The sequence below is a fragment of the Pectobacterium aroidearum genome, from assembly GCF_015689195.1.
GTDB lineage: Bacteria > Pseudomonadota > Gammaproteobacteria > Enterobacterales > Enterobacteriaceae > Pectobacterium > Pectobacterium aroidearum.
Genome location: NZ_CP065044.1, coordinates 2,242,498 through 2,260,932, shown reverse-complemented (window position 1 = coordinate 2,260,932; position 18,435 = coordinate 2,242,498). Strand labels below are relative to the sequence as shown.

The 18,435-nt window shown below is 49.7% G+C and carries 18 protein-coding genes; 9 read left to right on the top strand and 9 right to left on the bottom strand.

Annotation, left to right across the window (positions count from 1 at the left end):
* Positions 1 to 16: 16 nt before the first annotated feature.
* On the top strand, positions 17 to 874 hold the full coding sequence (locus I2D83_RS10120; protein ID WP_205948032.1) for an AraC family transcriptional regulator: 858 nt from the start codon (positions 17 to 19) through the stop codon (positions 872 to 874).
* Positions 875 to 1,012: 138 nt separating this feature from the next.
* Here the strand turns inward: I2D83_RS10120 and prc are convergent, their stop codons facing one another.
* From prc to I2D83_RS10105, 3 genes are all read right to left on the bottom strand, one after another.
* Positions 1,013 to 3,028, bottom strand: coding sequence for a carboxy terminal-processing peptidase (gene prc / locus I2D83_RS10115; protein WP_015840096.1), 2,016 nt, complete (start codon positions 3,026 to 3,028; stop codon positions 1,013 to 1,015).
* Positions 3,029 to 3,047: 19 nt separating this feature from the next.
* A complete protein-coding gene (proQ, locus tag I2D83_RS10110; protein ID WP_205948031.1) occupies positions 3,048 to 3,806 on the bottom strand; it encodes an RNA chaperone ProQ in 759 nt (252 codons plus the stop codon).
* Positions 3,807 to 3,890: 84 nt separating this feature from the next.
* On the bottom strand, positions 3,891 to 4,397 hold the full coding sequence (locus I2D83_RS10105; RefSeq protein WP_015840094.1) for a GAF domain-containing protein: 507 nt from the start codon (positions 4,395 to 4,397) through the stop codon (positions 3,891 to 3,893).
* A 292-nt stretch (positions 4,398 to 4,689) separates the two neighbouring features.
* Here I2D83_RS10105 and yebS point away from each other — a divergent pair, with 292 nt between their 5' ends.
* From yebS to I2D83_RS10080, 5 genes are all read left to right on the top strand, one after another.
* Positions 4,690 to 5,970, top strand: a complete 1,281-nt coding sequence (gene yebS / locus I2D83_RS10100) for a membrane integrity lipid transport subunit YebS (RefSeq protein WP_205948030.1) — start codon at positions 4,690 to 4,692, stop codon at positions 5,968 to 5,970.
* A gap of 2 nt (positions 5,971 to 5,972) precedes the next feature.
* Positions 5,973 to 8,615, top strand: a complete 2,643-nt coding sequence (locus I2D83_RS10095; RefSeq protein WP_205948029.1) for a PqiB family protein — start codon at positions 5,973 to 5,975, stop codon at positions 8,613 to 8,615.
* 144 nt (positions 8,616 to 8,759) lie between these two features.
* Positions 8,760 to 10,214, top strand: a complete 1,455-nt coding sequence (rsmF, locus tag I2D83_RS10090) for a 16S rRNA (cytosine(1407)-C(5))-methyltransferase RsmF (protein ID WP_205948028.1) — start codon at positions 8,760 to 8,762, stop codon at positions 10,212 to 10,214.
* 118 nt (positions 10,215 to 10,332) lie between these two features.
* Positions 10,333 to 10,524 carry a YdfD/YebW family protein gene (locus tag I2D83_RS10085; RefSeq protein WP_015840090.1) on the top strand — a complete coding sequence of 64 codons (192 nt, stop codon included), beginning with the start codon at positions 10,333 to 10,335 and terminating at the stop codon, positions 10,522 to 10,524.
* 308 nt (positions 10,525 to 10,832) lie between these two features.
* Complete coding sequence (locus tag I2D83_RS10080; RefSeq protein WP_205948027.1) at positions 10,833 to 11,933, top strand: hypothetical protein; 1,101 nt, start codon at positions 10,833 to 10,835, stop codon at positions 11,931 to 11,933.
* A gap of 244 nt (positions 11,934 to 12,177) precedes the next feature.
* Here the strand turns inward: I2D83_RS10080 and I2D83_RS10075 are convergent, their stop codons facing one another.
* On the bottom strand, positions 12,178 to 12,873 hold the full coding sequence (locus tag I2D83_RS10075) for an extensin-like domain-containing protein (RefSeq protein ID WP_205948026.1): 696 nt from the start codon (positions 12,871 to 12,873) through the stop codon (positions 12,178 to 12,180).
* 38 nt (positions 12,874 to 12,911) lie between these two features.
* Positions 12,912 to 13,979 carry a malate/lactate/ureidoglycolate dehydrogenase gene (locus tag I2D83_RS10070; RefSeq protein WP_205948025.1) on the bottom strand — a complete coding sequence of 356 codons (1,068 nt, stop codon included), beginning with the start codon at positions 13,977 to 13,979 and terminating at the stop codon, positions 12,912 to 12,914.
* Between the two features lie 203 nt (positions 13,980 to 14,182).
* Here I2D83_RS10070 and I2D83_RS10065 point away from each other — a divergent pair, with 203 nt between their 5' ends.
* Positions 14,183 to 14,410, top strand: coding sequence for a YdgH/BhsA/McbA-like domain containing protein (locus tag I2D83_RS10065; protein WP_181844199.1), 228 nt, complete (start codon positions 14,183 to 14,185; stop codon positions 14,408 to 14,410).
* 274 nt (positions 14,411 to 14,684) lie between these two features.
* Complete coding sequence (locus I2D83_RS10060; RefSeq protein ID WP_181844200.1) at positions 14,685 to 15,167, top strand: cupin domain-containing protein; 483 nt, start codon at positions 14,685 to 14,687, stop codon at positions 15,165 to 15,167.
* A gap of 42 nt (positions 15,168 to 15,209) precedes the next feature.
* Here I2D83_RS10060 and I2D83_RS10055 read toward each other — a convergent pair whose 3' ends face one another.
* The 4 genes from I2D83_RS10055 to ftnA all read right to left on the bottom strand — a co-directional run bounded on the left by I2D83_RS10055 (position 15,210) and on the right by ftnA (position 17,628).
* Entirely contained in the window at positions 15,210 to 15,356 is a 147-nt protein-coding gene (locus I2D83_RS10055; RefSeq protein WP_205948024.1) for a hypothetical protein, read from the bottom strand.
* A 356-nt stretch (positions 15,357 to 15,712) separates the two neighbouring features.
* Positions 15,713 to 15,925 (bottom strand): cold shock protein CspG, encoded by a 213-nt coding sequence (cspG, locus tag I2D83_RS10050; RefSeq protein WP_010275831.1) that lies wholly within the window; start codon positions 15,923 to 15,925, stop codon positions 15,713 to 15,715.
* Between the two features lie 557 nt (positions 15,926 to 16,482).
* Positions 16,483 to 16,839 (bottom strand): YebY family protein, encoded by a 357-nt coding sequence (locus I2D83_RS10045; protein ID WP_205948023.1) that lies wholly within the window; start codon positions 16,837 to 16,839, stop codon positions 16,483 to 16,485.
* Between the two features lie 282 nt (positions 16,840 to 17,121).
* Positions 17,122 to 17,628 (bottom strand): non-heme ferritin, encoded by a 507-nt coding sequence (ftnA, locus tag I2D83_RS10040; protein ID WP_015840082.1) that lies wholly within the window; start codon positions 17,626 to 17,628, stop codon positions 17,122 to 17,124.
* Positions 17,629 to 17,998: 370 nt separating this feature from the next.
* On the opposite strand from ftnA, the gene I2D83_RS10035 reads away from it, so the two are divergent.
* Positions 17,999 to 18,229 (top strand): DNA polymerase III subunit theta, encoded by a 231-nt coding sequence (locus I2D83_RS10035; RefSeq protein WP_015840081.1) that lies wholly within the window; start codon positions 17,999 to 18,001, stop codon positions 18,227 to 18,229.
* Positions 18,230 to 18,435 lie beyond the last annotated feature (206 nt).

Sequence of the window (18,435 nt, the reverse complement as noted above, 5' to 3'; positions counted from 1 at the left end):
ATGACAGGCTACGAGCGTGACCGTATTACGCTCAGCGACTCCGCCTCTTCGTGAGGCGGACTGGACATTGCCGTCAGGCCAGCCGCTACAGCGGTATGGCCTGTGTGCATTAGCGCAACCTCACTTGCGTACACCGCAGCAGGCAACGCGTTTTCATTTTTATGAGGCCACGCTTCTGCTGGTTCTCTCTGGTCAATTGACCCTTCTCGAACAGCACAACACGACGGTTGTCGATACCCCGTCTCAGCTTTGCCTGATTACATCTGGTGCAAGTGCAGATTTAACAAAGACGCCCAGCGGTCATGACTCTGTCTTTCGATCAATCTTCATGACGTTTTCATCCACGCTTCTGGCGCAGTTTTATCATCGCTATCCTGAAAAATTGACGTCAGCACACCATTCTGCCCCCTTCACGCCCCTCGCGCTGGATGACGATATGACCTGCACACTGCAGTATCTGGTGAAGGGAATAACAGACAACACGCTGACCGAAGCGCGTCTCGAACTGCGTCTGATGGATATGCTGCTGGTGCTGTCGGAACGGGGATACCATTTTGGCGCACCGCCGCAGCCTGGCATTACGGCACAGCTACGTGCGCTTATCAGCGAAGAACCGGAATATTACTGGACGGCACAGTCTGCGGGGCGACGGCTGGCGATGAGCGAAGCCACGCTGCGCCGGAGGCTATCCTCCGAGCAGACACGTTTTGAGGTGCTGCTGCTGGAGACGCGAATGCAACACGCGATGATGCTGGTACAGACGACGTCATGGAGTATGCAGCGTCTGGCTGAAGCCTGCGGGTATAAATCCTCGGCGCGTTTTTCCGAACGGTTCAAAACCCGTTTTGGCTGTTCACCCACCAAGATTCGTTAATCGTCATTTACTGCACTGCGCATCCTGCCACATTCAACGCCACGGCAATGTAAACAACGGTGCTCTTCAAAAAAACGCCCTGTTGGATAACCCACAGGGCGCTTGACGATCTCAGACAATCAGGGCGATTTTAGCGTATCAGTCTTTCTGTTCCTGCGCTAAATCGTGAGCGATCTTCACTGTTTCATCCAGATAAGGATCGGGAGCCTGATAATCTTTCGGCAAATCTTCCAACGATTTGAGTGGTTTCTTACCTTCTCTCGCCAATCGATCGTTAATCCGCTTCAAACGCATCGCTTCATCATCATCATTCTCTTTCTCACGCTGAGCAAGATTGAGCGACACGATGTTGCGCTTATCCTTCAGCGCGTTGTAGCGGGCAATATCTTGCGCGACGTACTGGAACTCAGGATCTTTGGCGATACGCTCCTGATGATGCTCATTCAGTGTGCTAATCAGCGCTTTCAGATCGCCACTCTTCGTGTAGTTAGCCGCTTTGATGCTGTCCCACGGTAGCGCGTTGTCTTCAAACTTCTCGCCAGTATCCACTGTTTCCGTGCCGGTTGGCATCATCACATCAGGCGTCACGCCTTTCATCTGAGTACTGCCACCGTCAATGCGATAGAATTTCTGAATCGTGTATTGCACGGAACCCAGCGCTGGCCAGTCGGGACGTAGCATCTGATCGTAAATCCGATTCAGCGAGCGATACTGCTGCACGGTGCCTTTACCAAACGTCGGTTCACCCACGATCAAGGCACGGCCATAATCCTGCATCGCCGCCGCAAAGATCTCGGAAGCGGAAGCACTGAAGCGGTCTACCAGTACCACCAGCGGGCCTTTGTAATACACAATGCCGTCGGTGTCGCTGTCTTCACGCACTTTGCCATTATTATCGCGCACCTGAACTACAGGGCCACTAGGAATAAACAGGCCGGAAAGTCCTACCGCTTCCGTCAGCGCACCGCCGCCGTTAGTACGTAAGTCAATCACAATGCTGCTGACGTTCTGTTTTTCCAGCTTCTGGAGCTGAACTTTTACGTCATCCGTCAGGCCGACATAGAAACCGGGGATATCCAGCACGCCGACTTTATCTTTGCCAACTGTCTTGACGGACATTTTGACCGCACGGTCTTCAAGGCGGATACGTTCGCGCGTCAGCGTAACAATACGGGTCTTCGTCCCTTTGCCTGCGGGCAGAATTTCCAGACGCACCTTACTGCCTTTCGGTCCTTTGATCAGTGCGACCACATCATCCAGACGCCAGCCGATGACATCCACCATTGGCTTGCCGTTTTGGCCGACGCCAACCACACGGTCACCCACGGTAATGTTTTTGCTTTTCGCAGCCGGACCACCGGGCACCATAGAATTAATCATGGTGTAGTCGTCATCCATCTGCAGCACCGCACCAATCCCTTCGAGCGACAGGCTCATTTCGGTGTTGAATTGCTCGGTGTTACGCGGTGACAGGTAGCTGGTATGCGGGTCAATTTCACGCGCAAAGGCGTTCATGACAAGTTGGAAAACATCTTCGCTGTTGCTCTGCGCCAAGCGGCGAATCGCAAATTGGTAACGCTTGGTCAGCGTCTCTTTGATGTCTTTATCATCTTTACCGGTCAGCTTCAGGCTGAGCCAGTCATATTTTACCTTGGCATCCCACAGGCGGTTAAGCTCACCGACATTCTGCGGCCAAGGGGCCTTGCTGCGGTCAAGCTCAAACGTGTCATTGCCCGTCAGATCGACCGGTTTATCCAGCAGCGACAGTGCATATTGAAAACGCTCAAACCGACGCTTCTGCGCCAGATTGTACAGCGCGTACGGCACATCCAGCTGGCCCGATTTCAACGCATCGCCCAACTGGGCTTTTTGCCCGGAAAACTGCGCGATATCAGAGGCCAACAGCACGTTGTGGCTGTAGTCCAGCATGTTGAGGTAGCGGTTAAAAATCTTCTCAGAGAACTGCGCATCCAGCATAAACTGGCGGTAATGCGAACGCAGAAAACGTGAGGCCACCCGGTCGCTAACGGTGGCATGTTGAGGCTCCTGATGTAGCTGAGGAATCTGATCAACACGCGTAATATTTTCATTTGCAAAACTAGAGCCCGCCAGCAGTAAGCCTGCGATGGCGGTTATTCTGACTAAGTTGTTCATGCCCAGGTTGGCCTCCGTATCAGAACTGCAAATGTTCTGCGCGTACAATCATTGCCAGTCCAGAAGCCAATTGTACTCTGACTTCGCCTTTGGCAATTTCAAGCACGGTGGCATCCATGGCGTCTTTGCCGGCTCTGACTTTGATTTCCTGACCGATTTGCAGTTTGGAAACATCCGTAACCGCAACCCGCTGACGCTCATTGCTGGCAGGTTTTTCCTGACGCTGTTGAGCATTGGCTGATTGCTGAGGAGAGGACTGCGATTGACCGGAAGAAGGCTGACGAGGTTTGCGCGATGCATGGGTTTGAGACGAGTTGCTTCGAGATGGATTGTTTGAACCATCGCGACGCGGCGCACGTTTCTGAGCAGGACGAGGGGTACGCGCTGCGTCGGCCGACTCTCCGGCTGCTTCACGTTTTTTCGCCTGTTGCTCAGCACGCTGAGCCTGAACTCGCGCTTTCGCTTCTTCTAACTGCGTGCGGGCATGATCGACATGCTGCTGTTCCAACTCGCCACACGGATTACCGTCCAGATCGACACGTTGAGCACCCAATTTTACACCGTACAGATAGCGCCAGCTTGAGGTGTAAAGGCGCAACGCAGAGCGTAATTGCGTCTTACTGACGTTATCGGACTCGGGTACACGCTCAACAAGATCTTGAAAAATACCGATTTTTAACGGACGAGTTTCACCTTCAGTGGTGAAACAAAGCGGGAACCGCTCTGCCAAAAAGGCAATAACTTCTTTACTACTGTTCAACTTAGGTTGATTTTCCATGAAATTTCCTGATTACAACGGGTTTGCCAACCGGCGCAGGCATGAACAGGCGTCATTATAATGACGCCATCGGCAATTGCCACGTTAACCTTGTCTCAACGTGAGAGAATTGATGAATGTCATCACATCACTCGCTTCCAGTTGAGCACAAAGTACGCTAACTACGGCCCTCAGCCCTTCTTCATCATCTGCGTCAAAACGCTGATAAAGGGTGCTGTCAATATCCAGAACGCCGATCAGTTGCCCGTTAACGACAAGCGGTAGCACGATTTCCGCATTACTCGCGGCATCACAGGCGATATGACCGGGGAACGCATGGACATCATCCACGCGCTGAATGCGATTTTCAGCTATCGCCGCACCGCATACACCTTTGCCAACAGGAATACGCACACAGGCAACCTTGCCCTGAAACGGCCCCAGGAAAAGCGTGTCGTTATCCAACAGGTAAAACCCTGCCCAGTTAACCCCATCCAAACGCTCAAACAGCAGCGCACTACTGTTTGATAAGATCGTAATAAAACGGTTTTCATCCGCGATAAGCGATGACATGTCGCGAATGAGATCCTGATAAAACTCTTGTTTATTCATAAAATAATCATTGTCTTTTCAAAACGGTGCGAACAATTCCCGCACAGACTGCATTAGCATCGGTTACAGAATGCCATAAGATTAGCGCCTTCGCGCGAAGAATCATTCGCTTTACTGTACTGCCGTCGCGCATATCGTGCTATTTCCACCTGCAAAATAATATCGGGCAGAGATCAGAGCCTTATTATGAATTTATCATTCGGTGAGCCTTCAGTTACACTAAATAGCTGTGAATACGTTATCTATCGTGAATATAACGGATCTCAACACCTTCTACCGGATCGCAGGAACAATGAAAATACATACTATCGCCAGTCCTGCGCCGTACCCCTCTCCCCGACCGCCGTTAACCGATGGGGCGAAAAGTACCGTACACGCAATCGATCGTTATCATCGTTGCCCAGAATGTGATGCTTTTTTTGCGCTGCCGCCGTTGAAGCGTAACCAGACAGCGAACTGCCCACGCTGCGATGCCAAAGTCAGCTCAGGCAGAGACTGGCCGATTTCCCGACTGGCTGCAATGGCCGTTGCCATGCTGGTATTGATGCCGTTTGCCTTCACTGAACCGTTAATCAGCATTCGTCTTCTGGGCGTCACCATCAATGCCAGCCTGTTTGAAGGTATTTGGCAAATTACCCGTCAGGGGCATCCGCTCACGGCAAGCATGGTTGCCTTCTGTACCGTTGGTGCGCCGCTCACGCTGGTCTTTTCGCTGTTATACCTATTCTTTGCTCCCCGAATCGGCATGAATCTGCGGCCCATCCTGCTCATGTTGCAACGGCTAAAAGAGTGGATGATGCTGGATATCTATCTGGTTGGCATGGCTGTCGCAGCAATCAAGGTCCGAGAATTCGCGGATGTTCAGGCCGGCATTGGGCTGGTCGCCTTTCTGGCACTGATGATCTTAAGTCTGTTGACGCTGATTCACTTAAATACCGACCAGCTTTGGCAGCGTTTTTATCCACGCATGAGGCCATTGATTGCGCCGGATCGCTATCGAATCTGCCTTTCCTGCCATTTCACCAGTTCACCGGACAACCGGGGGCGCTGCCCTCGATGCCATATTCCGCTTCGCTTACGCCAGCGGCAAAGTCTGCAAAAATCCTGGGCAGCACTGATTGCTTCCATCATTTTACTGTTCCCCGCTAACCTGCTACCCATATCGATTATTTATGTCAACGGTGCCCGCACGGAAGACACGATCTTCTCCGGCATTCTGTCACTCGCATCAGGCAATGTTCCCGTCGCGCTGGTGGTGTTTATCGCCAGTATTCTGGTGCCGTTTACGAAAGTGATGGTGTTGTTCGGGCTGCTGGTGAGCATCCATCTCCGGTCAGAAGCCAATATCATGATGCGCATGAAGATGCTGCGCGTGATTCGCTGGATCGGCCGATGGTCTATGCTCGATTTATTTGTGATTGCCCTGACGATGTCACTCGTCAACCGCGATCAACTACTCGCTTTCACCATGGGGCCTGCTGCTTTTTACTTTGGCGCAGCGGTGATTCTCACTATCCTTGCCGTTGAATGGCTGGATAGCCGACTGATGTGGGATAACACTGATGTGGAATAACAATGCAAGATAATACGTCCGAGACACCAACCGAAGCGACGGTGAAAAACAAGCGTCGCCTGTCACCTTTTTGGCTGCTGCCGCTGATTGCACTGATGATTGCTGGTTGGTTGATTTACACCAATCAGCAAGAGCGTGGCGCCACCGTCACCATTGATTTCGTCTCCGCCGATGGGATTGTCGCCGGGCGTACTCCCGTGCGTTATCAGGGGGTGGAAGTCGGCACGGTGCAAAACATCAAGCTGAGCGAAGACCTGCGCACCATACAGGTCGAAGCCAGTATCAAAAGCGATATGAAGGAAGCGTTGCGCAGTGGCACACAATTCTGGCTGGTGACGCCGAAAGCCTCTCTTGCCGGGGTTTCAGGATTGGATGCGCTGGTGGGCGGTAACTACATCGGTATGATGCCCGGTTCTGGCGAGGCACAAGAGCACTTTTCCGCGCTGGATACACAGCCGAAATACCGCGTGAATACCGGAGAGTTGATGATCCATCTCCATGCGGACGACCTCGGCTCACTGAATACGGGCTCGCTGGTTTACTACCGTAAGATCCCAGTGGGAAAAGTCTATGATTATACGGTGTCTCAGGATCGCCGCGGTGTCATGATTGACGTGCTGGTCGAACGCCGTTTTACTCATCTGGTGAAGAAGAATAGCCGCTTCTGGAACGTGTCCGGCTTTAATGCAGACATCAGCGTCAGCGGTGCGAAAATTGAGATGGAGAATCTGGCGGCGCTGGTTAACGGAGCAATCGCGTTCGATTCACCGGAAGAGAGCGAAGACGCGAGTGCCGAGCAATCCTATCGCCTCTATCCCGATCTGGCACAGAGCCAGCGCGGGGTAAAAATCACGCTGGATTTACCTTCGGGCGACAGTCTATCTGAAGGTCGCACGCCGCTGATGTATCAGGGGCTGGAAGTCGGCACGCTGAATAAAATCACGTTGAACCCAGACGACAGCAAGGTCAGCGGAGAGCTGATCATCGATCCTTCCGTGGTTTCGCTGATGCGGGAAGGCACGCGTATCGAACTCAGCAAACCCCAGCTTTCGCTCAGCGATCTGAATGTTTCACGTCTGCTGAGTGGCCCAACGCTGACACTCATTCCCGGCGAAGGCGAACCGCGTCAGCATTTTACGGTGCTGGATAGCGGACAACAGCAACTCACCCAACCCGGCGCGCTATCTATTCAGCTTACGGCGGCCCAAAGCTATGGCATTGATAGCGGTCAACCCGTATTGCTGCACGGCGTGCAGATCGGTCAGGTCGTGAAACGCACGTTGGATGAACAAGGCGTCAGCTTCATTTTGGTGATCGAGCCGCGATATCGCCAGTTATTGCACCGCGACAGCAAATTCATCGTTAACAGCCGCGTAAATGTGAAGATGGGGCTGGATGGGATTCAAGTGCTGGGTGCCAGCGCGCAAGAGTGGGTCAACGGCGGCATTCAGGTTTTACCGGGCAGCAAAGGCGACGTGCAGGTGCGTTACCCGCTGTTCAGCGATCTCGAAAAAGCCGAAGAAGGTATTCGCGGTTCCACCCCCTCTCCCACCCTCACCCTAGTGACCGATAGCTTGCCGGATATTCAGGACGGTTCTATCGTGCTGTACCGTAAATTCCAGGTAGGCGAAATCATGCGGGTGCGACCGAAAGCCGATACCTTTGAGGTTGACGTTTATATTCGTCCCGAATACCGCAAGCTACTGACGGAAAACAGCGTGTTCTGGGCAGAAGGCGGAGCCCGTGTACAGCTGAATACCTCGGGTCTGACCGTGCAAGCTTCCCCGCTGAATCGGGCGCTTAAGGGGGCTATCAGTTTTGATAATCTGGAAGGCGCACCGGAAATTAAAGGCGGTAAACGCGTCCTGTACAACAACGAAACGGCGGCGCGCGCCGTGGGCAGCCGCATCATTCTGCGCACCTACGACGCCAGTAAGCTCGCGCCGGGCATGCCGATCCGTTATCTGGGCATTGATATAGGTCAGTTGGATTCGCTGAAGCTGTCCGAACAACGCAACGAAGTGCTGGTGCAGGCCGTGCTCTATCCTGAGTATGTGCGTAATTTCGCCCGTGCCGGAACGCGTTTTTCCGTCGTCACGCCGGAAATCTCCGCGGCTGGTGTAAACCATCTGGAAACGCTATTCCAGCCCTATATCAACGTCGAGCCGGGCAACGGTAGCGTCACGCGCAATTTTGAACTGCAACAGGCCACCATCTCCGATTCTCGCTATCAGGACGGCCTGAATATCAGCGTTGATGCACCGGAAGCCGGCGCGTTGCAGGTCGGTACACCGGTGCTGTTCCGCGGCATTGAAGTCGGTACGGTAACCGGGCTGTCACTGGGTACGCTCTCCGACCGTATCGCCGTGTCGCTACGCATCAGCAAACGCTATCAGCATCTGGTGCGAGATAATTCCGTCTTCTGGCAGGCTTCGGGTTACAACCTGGAATTCGGATTGGTTGGTGGCGTCATCAAGAGCGGAACCTTCCAGCAGTTTATTCGCGGCGGTATCGCTTTCGCCACGCCGCCTAGCACGCCACTCGCGCCTAAGGCGCAGGAAGGGAAACATTTCCTGCTACGAAACGAGGAACCTAAAGAGTGGCGGCAATGGGGTACAGCGATTCCAAATCCCTCCAATAATTAACGCTCACACCTGACAGGGCGACGATGATCGCCCTGTCGTTTTCACGCGCCGCCTTGTCGTTTTCGCATGATGCATGAAAGATCCGTGCTACACTTCGCCGCTTCTTCCCCTCGTTTTACTGAATAACCTGTACGGAACCACGCCGTGGCAAAATTTACCCCAGCCAACCTGCCTGCTGAATTTCTCGACACGATGCGAGACATCATGCCTTCATCGCTTTCGATGGCCGATTTCATTGCCGCCTGCCAGCGTCCGCTGCGCCGGAGCATCCGCGTCAATACGTTAAAAATTAGCGTCGAGGCCTTTCTTCGGCTCGTGCAGCCTTATGGCTGGCAGCTTGAGCCGATTCCCTGGTGTCAGGAAGGTTTCTGGCTGCTGAATGCAGAAGAGGAAAACATGCGTCTAGGTAATACGTTGGAACACCTGAGCGGGCTGTTTTACATTCAGGAAGCCAGCTCCATGTTGCCCGTCAGCGCCCTATTTCATCGTAACGAAGCGCTGGAAACGGTTTTGGACGTCGCGGCTGCACCGGGTTCTAAAACAACGCAAATCGCAGCACGGCTGGATAACAAAGGGGCTATCGTCGCCAACGAATATTCGGCTAGCCGGGTAAAAGTGCTGCATGCCAACATCAGCCGCTGCGGTGTCAGCAATACCGCGATGACACACTTCGACGGACGCGTTTTTGGCGCAGCGCTGCCGGAGTATTTTGATGCAATACTGCTGGATGCGCCGTGTTCTGGTGAAGGTGTGGTACGTAAAGATCCGGCGGCGATGAGCCACTGGTCGCGGGAAAGTATTACCGAGATTGCCGCCACCCAGCGCGACCTGATTCTGAGCGCGTTCCATGCCCTGAAGCCCGGCGGCGTGATGATTTACTCCACCTGTACGCTAAATAAGCAGGAAAACCAGCAGGTCTGCCATTGGCTACAGGCGCAATTTCCCGATGCGTGTGAATTTGAATCGTTACGGGATCTCTTCACCGATGCCGAACGCGCCACAACGGAAGACGGCTTCCTGCACGTCTTCCCGCAGATTTATGACAGCGAAGGCTTTTTTGTTGCCCGTTTGCGGAAAACCGCTAGTGTGCCGCTGCTGCCGCGCCCGGGTTATAAAGTCGGTAAATTCCCGTTCTCTCCGGTTGCCCCCAAAGATTACGTGCCACTCATACAGGCGGCACATAAACAAGGCATTCACTGGGATGAGACGTTACTGCAACTATGGCAGCGTGATAGCGAGATCTGGCTTTTCCCTGCGGCGCTAACCTCCGCTTTTGGCAACATCAAATTCTCGCGTATTGGCATTAAACTCGCCGAACGCTTCCCTAAAGGTTTCCGTTGGCAACATGAAGCGGTTGTCGCTCTGGCCGATCCAAACGCAAATAATGCCTACGCACTGACCGATGACATCGCTTGCGAGTGGTTCCAGGGCAAAGACTGCTATCCCGAACCGCTGCCTACTGCAGATGAGCTGATTTTAACCTACCAGAACACGCCAGTCGGTCTGGCCAAGCGTATCAATAGCCGGATAAAAAACAGCCTGCCGCGCGATTTAGTGCGAGATGGCGCATCCTCCGCCCAGCAACTTGCTAAAGAATAAATGCGGTTTCTGCATCAGGTGGTGATAAAACCACCTGATGAACCGCGCGTTCTCTCTTTCCTCATGGATTTTCATCTATCATCTCTAGAGAGAAAATCAGTAACGTCTGGAGAACGGCATGTTTGCGTTAGTGATATTTGTTTGTTATCTCGGGCATGGTTGTGACGATGTGGTCGTCGGTGCCTACAACACCGAAGCGCAGTGTCTGCAAGCGATGGACGAACAACGTCTGCGCCGCGCGGGCTGTTTCCCCATCGAAGAGTATATTGATGGCTTCTGGATTCCCGCACAGGAGTATGCTGATTTTTAACATGTCCATTTGAGCCCGTTTTCGCAGTACAACTCTGGTTGGGCAATCATCCAATACCAGCACTAACATACCTAACGTTTCTCATTTGAACGGCACATTTCCGTACGAAAATTGAATTTTTCTCAATCAGAAAATATTTCTTCATGTCGGGAACATTTTTTTAATTCCTGCCACTCAATTTGCATCAATCACGTTGGAAGCATTTCTATTCGGTGATTGATACCCGTAGCAATATGGAAAATGAGGAAGACTCACCATTACCTTTACTATTTTTTACCATTGAAACTCATATTTAAAGGGGAAAATTTATGCCTGTATCATTAAATACGTCAATATCACATACAAATTACAATCGGGCAGAGACAGCATCTGCCTCTACGCAAGAGAAGAAAAGCGAAGAAAAACCAAAAGCTGAAAGTAATGAACAAAATAAAGAAAGCGATACTGTAAAAAATCGCAATCCAAATATCAAAGAAGCAACGCCCGAGGAAATCAGGGGAAAGGCATTATCCTCATTATCAAAAGGCCTAAATAAGGAGATATTTAGTGCCAATAATGAACATAAAAAAGATCATGACCTTACTATCGCAAAACATTATGGTAACAAAGCAGATGAGGCACAGTCTACGCTAAGAAACAAGCAGAAAGGGTCCCCAGATAACTCAGAAAAAATGCTGCTTAAAGACGCGATTAGCATTGTCCTTAACCGCAATAAAGAATTAGAAAAGATAGGTGAATTTACTGCAAAAGCAGACATGAATTCCCCTCATAATGGAGCTTACTTCTGGAGTGGAAGTACAATAAAAAATGGGGAGGTTATACATTCTGCAATGCTCACAGCACAATCTATGGCGGAAAAAAATTCTGGCACCACTTTAGAAATGACTCAAGGTGGCCATGCACTACACAATTATAGTGGCGAGGCAGACAGTTTTTCTTATCTTAAGGAAAGGTTCAAATATACATCAGGAACGGAATCAAGCCCTGAAAATTATGCTCCCAGAAAAGAACTGATCGAAAAAGGGATTAATAGCAGTGGCGTTGACATGCTAGCTGAAACGGGATTAGCCAAAACCGGAGCAAAAGCGCTTATTCCAACCCCCAAAGACTCCGTTCCCCATATTCTGTGGGATATGATGTCAATGCGTTACGCCAACAATGTGTCTGGAGAAGCAACAGCCATTCATGCCGTATCGGCTGATGATCCCTATATAAAAAGCGATGCCTATCAACAAAACACCTGGAATATGAAAGAAAAACCTATTCTGACAAGTAATAATGTGACCATTAAAGAAAAATTTTCTGAACAACTGCAAGGTGAGCTGGTTGGAGGAAAAGAGCAACATAAAACGAATTGGTCTAATACTGGTGGGTTCAAGGGAAATGTCGATACCGGAAACGTTGGGTAATAAGACCGAAGGATGGGCCTCACTTGTGAGACCCATCATCCCCTGTAACCAACCTAAGTCAGTTATTAGGGGACCGGACAAATCAGTGCCACAGGTATGAACACCCTTTGGCCCCCTACTCAAGAACATAGCTCAAATTAAGTCGATTATCACCAATGCACAAGCGGTTCAATGTGTGGCAAGACGCTCTTTTCTGAGCAGCAGAGCCCCTATGCCCCCTCAGCTTCATCTCAACGCCATCTTTTTATCGACACACGCCAAAACCGCGCATACCAAAATGAAAGTGATTAGCATGTGCGGCGTTGTATTCCGGCCCCAGCGAATTACCGAAAAAGCGACAGCTTTCCCTGAACGTGGTGCGCAGATAGCTGCCACGTTCGTCCGTTGCCGACCACTGATTCAGGACGCTCACCTGCCGTCCATCAGAGAGACGGAACGCCGCGATATCCCACGCGTCCGCCGTCGCGTGCTCACTCAAGCGTCCTTCTGGACGATGATAGACATTGCGACAGACGTAGCTGCCCATATGGTCGATACGCGCCAGCGATGAACCGAGTGATTGTGCCTGCGGCCCCGCAACCTGCGCCACAAACATGGTACTACTCAGCGCCAGCGGGCAACTCGCAAGGAAACTGGAACTCAGCGCGACCGCGCCAAAACCTTGTACCCGAACGGGCGACACCACCGGACATTGTCCACTGACATCATTAGCCTCAGAGAAGCGAAGTCTCCCACTTTCCTGTGCCTGCTTTAACACCGCCAAACAGGCATCAGGATCGCTGGCGACCGATTTCATTTTCAGCCGGGTGATAAACGTGGGCGGATCATCGACAGACAGTGGAGAGAAGGGATCGTAACCAGGGGGAAGGTGACGTTGGATCCAGGGAGCCAACGCCACTAACGTCCCCAGAATTACCAAAAATATCAACCATCCTCGCATCAGCATCGTCCCCGATTATTGTCTTCTCCTGAGTAATATTATGCCATTAACGCAAACTCAGTCGGATTCATTCCCAGTGATACCCCCGCCTCCACAATTTTCTGCCACTCCTGATCGGACAGAGAAATACCGTCTGCGTGGCGCTGCGCCTGAGAGATACGTTCTGGTTCACCAGCGATTAAAATAGGCTGTGCCGGATCGGGAGCCGTTGAAGAACGAACATAGTCCAGCATTGCATCATATTCTTTCTGCAGCCACGCCATAGAAACCATACTGGAGGGATCGATAACAATCGTCGTCATGTTATTCACTATCGCTCCCTGGCGCGCGTTTTCCGGTTGAATGGTTCCACCGCCAGACAGCAATCCCGCCAGCATTTCAGCCGCTAAAATCAATCCGCCGCCTTTATGTTTCGCAATCGGTTTTAAGGCACCGTGCTTCTCACCTTCCCACATGACTTTTGGGTCATTAGTGGAAACGCCGTGGCAATCCAGCATGACGTCTTCATCAAAGGTTTTGCCTGCCAGATACGCGACACGGGTTTTTCCCAACGCTACCACGCTGGTGGCGAAATCCAGAACAAAGGCCGCGTTATGCTCCGTTGGCGGGAATGCAATGCAGATCGGGTTCGTCCCAAAACGAGCCTCACTACCGCACCAGGGAGCCACAATCGGGTCGAGATCGTTAACATTGACGAAGTGTATCGAAACGAGCCCGGCATCCGCCGCCATTTCCCCATAGGTGCCGATACGCCCTAAATGGCAGGTAGATGACAGCGTCATTAAGCACACGCCCGTCGTTTTCACGCGGTCAATGGCCGCCTGCATCGCTTCTTTTCCCGTGCGCTGACCAAAACCACGATCGCCAGTAAATTGCAGCACCGCTCCGCTATCACGCAGTAAACGCGCCGGGGTATTCGGGTGCATAATGCCTTTCCCAATAAATTCCACATAGTGTGGCAGCATCCCCACGCCGTGACTGTCATGCCCTTTCAGGTTAGCCGCCACGAGATGCTCGGTGACTGTACGGGCTTCATGTTCTTCACATCCTGCTTTTTGCAATATGACTTGTACCGTGGCCATCAGACGGCTGGCTGAAATCTGCATGCCTCTTCCCTTTATTTATTGATGAATGTTCACAGGATTCATCCTACTGCGGAACGGGGATGAATGGCACAATGAATAAACATCAATATTTTTGAAATAGAAAAGCAAATCTCTCTGATATTCATTGTCAGCATCCAGCGATATCATTTTTCACATCAAGGCAGCATAACTAATCAACGCAATAAAACGTGAAGGAATGAATCATGAAAAGCATCAAAAATTTTATCGCAGTTATCGCACTCTCTACCTTATCTTTCGGCGCTTTTGCAGCACAAGAAATCGCAACGGTGTCTGTTAGCGGAGCTAAATCATTAGACGCCTTCGAAGCACAGGTCGCCCAAAAAGCCAAAAAAGCAGGCGCGTCGTCATATCGCATCGTTTCTGCAACCGGTAATAATCAATTACGCGGCACCGCAATTCTGTACAAATAAATCGTACCAGACGTCAGGGAGCCTCAGGGCTCCTCTGTCGTATCACCCTCACAATATTCCCGCCTGACGTTTCTGTTTCTCACCTTCTCATTCCATCATGGCGAAAATATAGACAAATCAAGTGCGATACCAATCAGTGCGATTGCTTTAACCATCTGGTGAAGGCTCCTACTCAGCAGTACCATCCCCGACGTTGTAAGACGTACACAGATACGGCTGACATATATAGGGTTTTGCCTGCTCATCGGACATAGATAATATGGATTTTATTTAAATGAAAAAGACATCGCGTTTTATTCTGGCACTTGCCGGATTGTTGGTTTCCGTTACGACTTATTCCGCAGCGCCTCCCTCATCTCACGCGGAGGAAGCACGGATACCCGCTATCAAACTGATCAATACACCCGATAATCACTCGGCCTTCGTAACAGGCAGCGTGCCAGCTCTGGAAAAAATCACCGCACAGAAATTTTGGCTCAGTAATTCTACTGAAGACTGGGAGAAGAATGTCCACCCAGCCCCGCGCAAGCAATATGTCATCACGCTGAAAGGCACGTTGAAATTCCGGGTCAGCGATGGTTCTACTTTTCTGCTTTCTCCCGGAACGGTGCTGATTGCCGCTGATACGCAAGGGGAAGGACATAGCTGGGAGATGGTTGAAGGCAGCGAGTGGGTCAGAATTTATATTCCGATTGTGGATGACAGCGACTATTTCACTCCCGAGGCATCAAGCGCCGCACTTGCCAAAGCGCACTAATTTTCCGCAGTACATTGGCGACAGAAGCCTGTCGCCAACCTATTAATCCTCGTTCGCATCGAAGGGATCTTCAACATCATCCTTGCTGTCATCACGTTTGCGAGGAATCTCACCCTGATCCTTCGGCGCGTCTTTTGCTGGATGATCGTTTTCATCCTTGTGTTTGGTACTCGTATGTTTATCCGTCATTGCTTCCTCCCATCACGTCGTGTTCTATCAATTTAGTCGATAATCGCTACAAACGGGGCATGAATCTGCCGATTCAGTCATGATAAAAGGTATTCTATAATAAAAGAGAACAATTAATTTCTCTCTCTCTGAAACAGTCAGCGAGGGTGAATATCTGTAGGTGATACAAAGCAAGACATAATTTCCGATGAGTTCTGAAAATAAAATCTGCTGAAGGTTAGTATAAGATACAAATAAAAACCCCCAGCTTTATGCTAGGGGTTTTTAGTGTTTTTCTTGACTGCTCCGGTTTAAACCATCATCGCTATCGCAAGAGAAACATTAATGCAATTTGGCTTTATTACAGTGCAACTTTATTACAGTGCAACAACGTTGCCAGCTGCTGGGCCTTTCTGGCCATTTTCAATGGTGAACTCAACCTTTTGGCCTTCGTCCAGAGTTTTGAAATCGTTGCTCTGAATAGCAGAGAAATGTACGAATACATCTTTGCTGCCGTTGTCAGGAGTAATGAAACCAAAACCTTTACCCGCGTCAAACCATTTTACTAAACCAGTCATTTTATTAGACATAGAAATTACCTTAATTTTTTATAGCGCCTTCCGGCAAATAGGGCCTGTGCACAGAATTTAATTAGCAACAATAAGGAGGCTCAAAAGAAGGGATATCTATGGATAACACTTAGAAATGAGAACTGCTTTACTAAACTGCTTTTAGGTCTGCGAATCAAACCGACCACTCATTAACGCATGTATAAATATCTTTAGCAAGCATTTATTTTTAAATATGCCTTAAAAGGCCTACAGAGACAAAATTCGCCAGTTTCTGAAAAAAATAAACCAAGGAGATAGTAGGTTAAAGATCGTTTTTCATTCATTGGCGTTCTAAATCAAAAAAAGACCGAATACGATTCCTGTATTCGGTCTAGGGAAATGGCTCTTGGGAGAGCCGTGCGCTAAAAGTTGGCATTTATACAAGCTGTACTAGCCCTGTAGATTTAAGCTTAGCCAACTCCTCCACGTTTTCCAGCTTCAATCCGCTCGCAATTATCACAAATGGAACAGATTTCACACTTTGCTTTAACCGTAAATGCATTAAAAATTAACATTTGGCAAATGAATCAATCACTTCATGGCTTAGCATCTGGCTGACACAGTTGCTCTGCACGCTCGATAAATGGCTGAAGGCTTTTTTTCTGTCCAGGATGTTTAGGATCGTCCAGCCAGATAGCGTCTATCGGTTGTGCACTCACCTGCCCGGACTTCATCTGCGCAATGGCAACATCGTTTAACGGATATTGCATCAGCGTCCCGGTATGTAAAGCGTACAGCGCATTGCCAGGGCGGCAAATCAGTTGAACTTCTTCACGCGTGAAAGCCCAGCGATCGCCGTATTCCAGCCGGCTGATATTTGCCAGTTTGGCAGCAGCAAAAGCATTCACAGAAAGTGTGGTAAGCACGATAGATAGCAAGAATTTCTTCATCATGGTATTCCCGACATGGCGTATTCAGACAATGATGTGTGTAAGTTTTGCAGCCTTATCCGAATCAGAGAAAGACAGCCTCAAACCTTATAAAACAGAATGTTGTATATCACTACTGAGGCGATCATAACGACAGAGGGAGATGAAGTCGAGCACGACGTCAGGAATAACATCGACGGTCTGGTACCATCAGAAAAGTCGTTCAGGAGGGAAAATGGCGGGATAAAGAAAACCGTATCCCGCATCATTCAAATCATGATTGGCCGACAGAAGCGTCGCCTGTCGTTAGGCTGACGGTGCCGCCGCAGACATTTTTTTCAGGTCCTGATCGATGAAGAACAGGCCGCCTTCGCTGGCTTTGACCAGAGCCAGTTTGTCCAGAATGGAACGGAACAGCTTCTCTTCTTCATGCTGTTCAGCAACGTACCATTGCAGGAAGTTAAACGTGGAGTAATCCTGCAACGCCATCGCCGCATGGGCCAGCTCATTAATTTTTGCCGTAATCAGTTGTTCGTGTTCATAGGTCAGTTTGAAGACATCAGCCAATGAATCGAAATCAATTGGCGGTGCAGCAATCGCACCTAACACAGGCAGGCTTCCCGTGTCGTCCAGATAGTCAAACAGACGCTGCATATGCTGCATTTCTTCCTGAGAATGTGTTTTGAGGAAACTAGATGCGCCTTCAAAACCTTTATCACCGCACCATGCGCTCATTTGCAGATACAAATTCGCGGAATAAAACTCCAGATTAAGTTGCTCATTCAGCTTCTGAATCATTTCTTTTTTTAACATATTAACTCCCTATTTTCCCGGCAGGTGAAATTATTTAGGGCATTATGCCTGAAAAAACAAAATAAAAAACACTTTATTAACATTGAGGAATAAATATTTAAATAACCAATAAAAACAATAAATTACATTAAATTTAAGTGATATTCATTATCACTTAAACCTTAGATAAATATATTATTGCGAATCATTTTTATTATCAAAAATAACAACGGAATTTATATTAGTTACGAGAAAGTCGTATTAAAAATGATTCCCATTTCGTAATGAGAATAATAAACATCCACATGATCGGGCGAACACTTGCCATTTTCCTGTCGCTACTTTACCGTGGCACACATCAGTCGGTGATCGATCAGCAGGAGAAAACGGTATGGGATATAATCTGGCAGAATTGTCCAAAGAGGATATGGATAAAGTGAACGTAGATTTGGCGGCATCAGGTGTTGCCTTCAAAGAACGTTACAATATGCCGGTCATTCCAGAAGCTGTTGAGAGAGAACAGCCCGAGCACCTACGCAACTACTTTCGTGAGCGCGTGATGTTTTATCGCCAACGCTCGCTGCAGTTCTCTCGTTTACCCTACGAACCCAAGGCTAAATAGCCCTATCCCGTCATTCCAGTTTGCGCCGACTGTACCGTGGAAAATATCCCTTTCCACGGGTTACATTCTTACACAGCAAAAACAATTTTCTACTTGCATATCGGCCCGCACAGGAGGTTAATGGACAGGCAACCTAACCTTTTATCAAGCGAGGCAAGATATGAGTAAAGGACTGGATAGCAAAAAGAACAGTAAGAAGAAACCGC

Excerpts from the sequence above, each read along its gene's own strand:
- I2D83_RS10085 (WP_015840090.1), top strand. The coding sequence starts at position 10,333 with ATGTTTGCGTTAGTGATATTTGTTTGTTATCTCGGGCATGGTTGTGAC.
- prc (WP_015840096.1), bottom strand. The coding sequence starts at position 3,028 with ATGAACAACTTAGTCAGAATAACCGCCATCGCAGGCTTACTGCTGGCG.
- I2D83_RS10075 (WP_205948026.1), bottom strand. The coding sequence starts at position 12,873 with ATGCGAGGATGGTTGATATTTTTGGTAATTCTGGGGACGTTAGTGGCG.
- ftnA (WP_015840082.1), bottom strand. The coding sequence starts at position 17,628 with ATGTTAAAAAAAGAAATGATTCAGAAGCTGAATGAGCAACTTAATCTG.
- I2D83_RS10095 (WP_205948029.1), top strand. The coding sequence starts at position 5,973 with ATGCAAGATAATACGTCCGAGACACCAACCGAAGCGACGGTGAAAAAC.
- proQ (WP_205948031.1), bottom strand. The coding sequence starts at position 3,806 with ATGGAAAATCAACCTAAGTTGAACAGTAGTAAAGAAGTTATTGCCTTT.
- I2D83_RS10045 (WP_205948023.1), bottom strand. The coding sequence starts at position 16,839 with ATGATGAAGAAATTCTTGCTATCTATCGTGCTTACCACACTTTCTGTG.
- I2D83_RS10080 (WP_205948027.1), top strand. The coding sequence starts at position 10,833 with ATGCCTGTATCATTAAATACGTCAATATCACATACAAATTACAATCGG.
- I2D83_RS10055 (WP_205948024.1), bottom strand. The coding sequence starts at position 15,356 with ATGACGGATAAACATACGAGTACCAAACACAAGGATGAAAACGATCAT.
- yebS (WP_205948030.1), top strand. The coding sequence starts at position 4,690 with ATGAAAATACATACTATCGCCAGTCCTGCGCCGTACCCCTCTCCCCGA.
- I2D83_RS10070 (WP_205948025.1), bottom strand. The coding sequence starts at position 13,979 with ATGCAGATTTCAGCCAGCCGTCTGATGGCCACGGTACAAGTCATATTG.
- I2D83_RS10060 (WP_181844200.1), top strand. The coding sequence starts at position 14,685 with ATGAAAAAGACATCGCGTTTTATTCTGGCACTTGCCGGATTGTTGGTT.
- I2D83_RS10105 (WP_015840094.1), bottom strand. The coding sequence starts at position 4,397 with ATGAATAAACAAGAGTTTTATCAGGATCTCATTCGCGACATGTCATCG.
- cspG (WP_010275831.1), bottom strand. The coding sequence starts at position 15,925 with ATGTCTAATAAAATGACTGGTTTAGTAAAATGGTTTGACGCGGGTAAA.
- I2D83_RS10065 (WP_181844199.1), top strand. The coding sequence starts at position 14,183 with ATGAAAAGCATCAAAAATTTTATCGCAGTTATCGCACTCTCTACCTTA.
- I2D83_RS10035 (WP_015840081.1), top strand. The coding sequence starts at position 17,999 with ATGGGATATAATCTGGCAGAATTGTCCAAAGAGGATATGGATAAAGTG.